This window comes from Sedimentitalea sp. XS_ASV28, from assembly GCF_041224545.1.
Classification (GTDB): Bacteria; Pseudomonadota; Alphaproteobacteria; order Rhodobacterales; family Rhodobacteraceae; genus Sedimentitalea.
The window spans coordinates 1-370 of sequence record NZ_JBGFGP010000097.1 but is presented as its reverse complement, the minus strand read 5'-3'; the positions used below and the strand labels follow the sequence as shown (position 1 = coordinate 370).

1 pseudogene is annotated in these 370 nt (G+C 64.9%); it reads right to left on the bottom strand.

The window, feature by feature from the left end:
- Positions 1 to 370, bottom strand: a pseudogene (locus AB9K34_RS05685) (IS3 family transposase); the annotation flags it as partial.

The window sequence follows — 370 nt, the reverse complement described above, 5'->3', positions numbered from 1 at the left end:
GGTGTCGGCCATGAGGCACAGGTTTTCGCGGCAGCAATCGTCGATCACTGCCAGGATGCGGAACTTGCGTGAAGCACCAAAGCTGTCCGACAGAAAGTCCAGCGACCACCGCGCATTTGGGCGCGCCGCCTCCGGCATCGCGGTGCGTGTGCCGCGGGCCCGGTTGCGGCCACGTCCGCGCTACACCGAGACACCTTCCTCCCGGAAGAGCCGATACCGCGTCGTGTGGGTCATGATCATGCCCTTGCGTTCGAGCAGGACGCCGATCCGACGATAGCCGAACCGACGTCGCTTGCCTGCAATCTCCTGCATCTCTTTGCGGATCTCGGGGCAATCCGGCGGGCGTTCGCGCCGGACCGTCTTTGGATCG